Origin of the sequence: Glycocaulis sp., from assembly GCF_052168375.1 — a bacterium.
In the GTDB taxonomy this organism is placed as follows: Bacteria; Pseudomonadota; Alphaproteobacteria; order Caulobacterales; family Maricaulaceae; genus Glycocaulis.
On record NZ_JBQLZR010000149.1, the window covers coordinates 1 to 5,089 of the forward strand.

Annotated in this window: 5 protein-coding genes; 3 read left to right on the forward strand and 2 right to left on the reverse strand. The window is 64.2% G+C overall.

What is annotated here, in order from left to right; translation table 11 throughout:
• A partial coding sequence (locus ACTS2Z_RS05875; RefSeq protein WP_442572287.1) for a threonine ammonia-lyase occupies positions 1–637 on the forward strand: 637 nt, incomplete at its 5' end.
• On the opposite strand, the gene ACTS2Z_RS05880 is transcribed toward ACTS2Z_RS05875, so the two are convergent.
• Positions 634–2,781, reverse strand: a complete 2,148-nt coding sequence (locus tag ACTS2Z_RS05880) for a transglycosylase SLT domain-containing protein (protein WP_442572288.1) — start codon at positions 2,779–2,781, stop codon at positions 634–636. The two genes, ACTS2Z_RS05875 and ACTS2Z_RS05880, sit on opposite strands and share 4 nt — an antisense overlap.
• Before the next feature lie 159 nt (positions 2,782–2,940).
• Between ACTS2Z_RS05880 and dapA the strand changes: the two genes are divergently transcribed.
• Positions 2,941–3,813 (forward strand): 4-hydroxy-tetrahydrodipicolinate synthase, encoded by an 873-nt coding sequence (dapA, locus tag ACTS2Z_RS05885; RefSeq protein WP_442572289.1) that lies wholly within the window; start codon positions 2,941–2,943, stop codon positions 3,811–3,813.
• A complete protein-coding gene (smpB, locus tag ACTS2Z_RS05890; RefSeq protein ID WP_442572290.1) occupies positions 3,810–4,280 on the forward strand; it encodes an SsrA-binding protein SmpB in 471 nt (156 codons plus the stop codon). Before dapA ends, smpB begins: the two co-directional genes overlap by 4 nt.
• On the opposite strand, the gene ACTS2Z_RS05895 is transcribed toward smpB, so the two are convergent.
• A partial coding sequence (locus tag ACTS2Z_RS05895; protein ID WP_442572291.1) for a hypothetical protein occupies positions 4,277–5,089 on the reverse strand: 813 nt, incomplete at its 5' end. The two genes, smpB and ACTS2Z_RS05895, sit on opposite strands and share 4 nt — an antisense overlap.

Genomic DNA, 5,089 nt, shown 5'->3' on the forward strand with positions numbered 1-5,089 from the left:
CACTCGAGGTGGCAAGGTGGTCACCTATGACCGGGCATCTGAAAGCCGCGAAGACATATCGCGCCGCCTTTGCGAGGAAACGGGCGCGACGCTGATCCCGTCCTTTGATCATTTCGGCGTGATCGCAGGGCAGGGGACGTGTGGTCTGGAGATCGCCGAGCAGCTTTCCGAGCGCGGAGAGACGGCGGACCAGCTGGTCTGTTGCGTCGGTGGAGGCGGTCTGATCGCCGGGATCAATCTGTCTCTGGCCGCCAAAGCACCGGATATCGCCGTCTTTGGCGCAGAACCGGCGGGGTTTGACGATCATGCCCGCTCACTGGCCAGCGGCCAGCGCGAGCGCAATGCAGTGCCTTCCGGCTCGTTGCAGGATGCGCTGCTGTCCGATGCGCCAGGCGAGATGACCTTTCCGATCAACCAGCCGCGCCTGAAGGGTATCGGGGTGGTGTCCGACGAGGAAGCGCTTGGCGCCGTGGCCTTTGCCTGGCGCCACCTCAAGCTCGTGCTGGAGCCGGGCGGTGCGTGCGCGCTGGCTGCAGTCCTTTCTGGTCATATCCCCGCGAAGGGCAAGACAACCGTTATCGTTGCCACAGGCGGCAATGTGGACGCGGCCCTGTTTGCGCGGGCTATCGGCGCCTAGCCTTCGCCATCCTCGACGTCAGGGACCGGTGCCATGCCCAGCTCCTCACGGGCGGCAGCATCGGCAGCCTCGATCTCGGCCAGTTGTTCGTCGCTCAAGTGCGGCAGGATGCGGCGAAGGCCTGCGCCTGCGCCCACCATGTCCTGCTCGATCTGAAGGGGCACAGCCGTGTGGCCGGCCCGGCGGGCGCGGTAGACCTGCAGGTTCTCGATGACGCGCTGGACGTAGTTGCGGGTCTCGGCAAAGGGCAGGCTTTCCACCCAGTCGATCGGATCAATCGCGCCGTATCGCGGATCGCCGTATTCCTGAACCCAGCGGGCTACCCTGCCGCCGCCTGCATTGTAGGCGGCAAGCGCCATGACGAGCGAGCCGTTATAGTCGTCCACAACGTCCTGCAAATGCGCCATCCCTAGGCGCATATTGTAGTCCGGGTCATCGGTCAGCCATTCAAACGTATAGGGCAGGCCAAGCTGGCGCGCAGTGGCGCGCGCCGTTGCCGGCATCATCTGCATCATGCCACGCGCGCCTGCGCCACTGACGGCGCGAGCGTCAAATTCGGTCTCCTGCCGGATCACCGAGAGGGTGAGGGCCGGGTCGGCGATAACCGGTGCGTCGGTGGGCACATCCACCAGCGGGTAGGCGCGTTCGGCGAGGATCATGCCCTGCATGCGCCCGGCCTTGGCGGCCCGGACAGATTCCCGCAAACGCAAATGATCCAGAGCGATATCAGCCAGCATGGCCTGCTCCAGAGGCGTTTCCATCCGGTCTTCCAAATGCGCTGCAAACGTACGGAAGAGGAAGGTCTGGTTCAGCTCACCCAGAAGGCGCAGAGCGATAATGTCCTCGCGATTAGTGAATGCCGTGCGGTCAGCCTCGGTAATGACCGGGTCTGGCGGCAGGTCCAGCTCGGCCGCATCAGGGCCGAGCGCAAGGATGGCAAGCTGGCCGTAATAGGTCGTGGCGTGCTGGGCAGCGGCTGTGAAGCGGTCATGGGCCAGCCTAGCGTCCCCGGCTGCTTCTGCAGCCCGGCCCTGCCAGTATTTGGCGCGTCCGAGCGAAACCGGCGTCGTGACGCCTGCTTCCAGCCTGTTGAAATGGGCCAGCGCATCTTCGGGGCGGTTCAGGTGCACCAGCGCCAGCCAGCCTGCGAGAAACTCGGCATCAGCAAAGGAGACACCCGCACTCATGCCGTTCGCGGCCGCCAGCCGGTAGGCCGTGTCGTGATCGCCTTCACGCATCAGATCGAGGATGATCAGCTTGCGTTCCGACCACATCGATTCCAGCGCTGCGGTATTGGAATGCGCATCGGGCAGTTCGAGCGCCAGATCCAGTGCGCCGCTTGTGTTGCCGGCGCGGCGGCGCCAGCGTGTGCGCTCGAAGACGAGGCCGGGATCATTCTGCAGGCTCGCCGGGACGGCATTGACCGCGCCGTCGACGCCTGAACCGCGCGCGGCCAGGCGGATGCGGGCGTCGGCCACACGTCGTTCCCCTGCGCTGAGTTGCGGAAGCAGAGCGCTTGCAAGGCTGCGCTGCCCGGCCCAGAGCAGATAGTCCACCCGTTCGGCGTGATCGGCAGCGGTGAGGATGCCGCCATGTTCGCGCAGCACCTGGCTTTGATATGTCTGGCGCAGGGACTGCGTCCGCCACGCTTCGCGTATCTGCTCGCGGCCATCGTCTGCCCTGCCCAGCGCTATCAGCGCCTCGCCATAGGCAATACGGCCTTCGCCGGTGAGGGGCTCCCGGTGGGTAAACCAGCTGGCGGTGAGGTCCGGCCCCAGACCGGACGCGGCGAGCTTCCACTCTGCCTCGCGCTGGATGGCATCTTCGCGGGGCCAGCCTTCGAGTTCTTCAAGGGCGAGGTTCAGTTCGGAAAAGATCGCGCGCGCGTCGGCGGTTGCGATGCGCCAGAGCAGGAGGCGGCTTGCTACCGGATGGCTGATGCCGAAGCGGGCCTCGCGCACGAAAGTCCAGTCGCCGGCATCGGCTGCCCGCAAGCCCCGGCGCAGAAGGTCGAAGTCAGCGTCGTTCAAAATTGCGGAGTGGTTGGCCATGGGGGGCTTCACCCGGGGCACGGGCACATCGCCGAGTGCAGGCGCGCTCAGCATCGACACCGAAAGGGCAAGCAGGGCTGTACGTAACAGCATGGTGGCAACAAACCTCTTCGCAGCAGGGCAGTTCACAAGGGTCGTTCAACGCGGGCGCACTGTCCACAGCGATTGCAGCGTCTTGGCGCGCCTTGTTGCAATCGATATGGTCCGCGCCCAGTTGCGCTGACGCGCTATTCTCACAAGGCAATGCAAACCATGTTCCGCGGATCGTTCACGGCCCTCATCACCCCTTTCAGCAACGGCCAGCTTGACCTGGCCGCGCTGAAACGCGTGGTGGAACACCAGATCAAGGCCGGAAGCCATGGTCTGGTTCCCGTCGGCACCACGGGCGAGTGCGTGACCTTGACTGTGGAAGAGCACCGCGCGGTCGTGGAAACGGTTATCGAGACAGCCGCTGGCCGGGTGCCGGTGATCGCAGGTGCCGGGTCCAACAATACCGCCCATTCGATCGAGCTGGCGCGCTTTGCCAAGAGCGCGGGCGCCGATGCGATCCTTGTTGCGGCGCCCTATTACAACAAGCCTTCGCAGGACGGTCTGGCTGCGCACTATCTTGCGATTGCCGATGCGGTCGAGATCCCGCTCTTCGTCTACAACGTGCCGGGCCGGTCCGTGGTCGATATTTCGGTCGAGACAATGGCCCGGGTGGCACGCCATCCCAACATTATTGGCGTGAAGGATGCGACGGGAGACATTGCCCGCGTGACGCAGCACAGGCTGGCCATCGGGACGGACTTCATCCAGCTGTCCGGCGAGGACGCTTCGGCGCTGGGCTATAATGCCCATGGTGGCACAGGCGTGATCTCCGTCACGTCCAATGTCGCGCCAGCCCTGTGCGCGGCGTTCCAGAATGCAACGCTCGAAGGGCGCTGGGAGGAGGCGCGCGAGCTGAATGAACGCCTGCAACTGCTGCATGAGGTGATGTTTGCAACGACGAGCCCCGCTCCGGCGAAATACGCAGCCAGTCTTCTGGGTCTGTGCTCTGCCGAACTGCGCCTGCCGCTGGTGGAGTGCCCCGATCCGGTGAAAGCCCGGATCAGAAGCGTTGTCGAGGCGTTGTCGCTGACATGAGCAAGGATGATGACAAGAGCCTGATCGCCGTAAACCGGCGTGCGCGCTTCGATTACGAGATCGAGGATACGGTAGAGGCTGGCCTGATGCTGGTCGGGACAGAGGTGAAATCCCTGCGTCAGGGCCGGGCGAACATCGCCGAAGCCTATGTCAGTGTGGAGCGCGACGGAGCGCTCTACCTGATCAATGCTGATTTCCCGCCCTATGAAGGCGGCAATCGCTTCAATCACGAGCCGCGCCGTCACCGCAAACTCCTGCTCCACCGCAAGCAGATGGCGCAGCTCGCCGGCGGAGTGCAGCGCGATGGCCGCACCATCATTCCGCTGCGGCTCTATTTCAATGACCGGGGGCTGGCCAAGCTTCTGATCGGTCTCGCCAAGGGCAAGAAAACGGTCGACAAGCGCGAGACGATCAAGGAACGCGAGTGGAACAGGTCCAAGGCCCGCCTGATGAAGGATTTCGGCTAGGGCTGCGATATGGCCGTGCTTGCCTGCCCGGAAATGTCGAAGGCTTCTCCAGCCCAAGGGGTAAGCGGCGCTGAACCGTTCAAGATAATGTAGTAGTCGGTCATCTCGGCGGCGCTGCCACCCATTTCCCAGGGTTGCATCATGACCAGATAGCCCGAGCTCTCCGTGAGGCGTCCGCCCGTGCTGTAGGGTGTGCCGTCGCCACTGATCCGCACAAGCGCCGCACGGTTGTCGCCAAGTACAGCGGTCAGATCGCCAATTCCACTCGGCCGCTGGAAGTACGGATTCTCGATACCCATGGGCAGGAGGGTATAGGCCTCGCCGCCCGGTCCCTGCATCGGCTCGGGCAGTGCAGCGGCGGGCATCATGTTGAAGCAAGCACCGACACACAGCGTGTTGATCGTCACGACCTCGCCGGCATAAGGCGCTGCAGGGTCCTGCAGCCACATGGCGAGCGTTTGATTCCCGTTGATCGTGACCTCGCTGGTATGGCCGAGACCCCAGAAACCGACAAACCGGGCGTTTTCAAACCCCGGCATCGCGGCAAGCGCTCGCATGCGCGCCTGCATGGCCGCGTAGCGGCTGCGAGTTTCGGGCTGAACGTCCAGAAGCGCTTCATTGACTGCCCGCCAGCTGGCCGGGTCCGAAAGATCGGCTGAACTGTCCTCGGTTGCGGCGGGCAGGGCGAGTGCTTCGCCGCTCCGGTCCAGATCAATGCCGATGAAGCGCACCCGGCGCTCCGGCGGCAGGTTCGTGTTCAGGGTCCTCAGCGTGGTCAGCTTCGCGAAGAATTCCTGATTGGCCCACTG

Coding starts and splice junctions, on each gene's coding strand:
- ACTS2Z_RS05880 (WP_442572288.1), bottom strand. CDS start 2,781: ATGCTGTTACGTACAGCCCTGCTTGCCCTTTCGGTGTCGATGCTGAGC.
- dapA (WP_442572289.1), top strand. CDS start 2,941: ATGTTCCGCGGATCGTTCACGGCCCTCATCACCCCTTTCAGCAACGGC.
- smpB (WP_442572290.1), top strand. CDS start 3,810: ATGAGCAAGGATGATGACAAGAGCCTGATCGCCGTAAACCGGCGTGCG.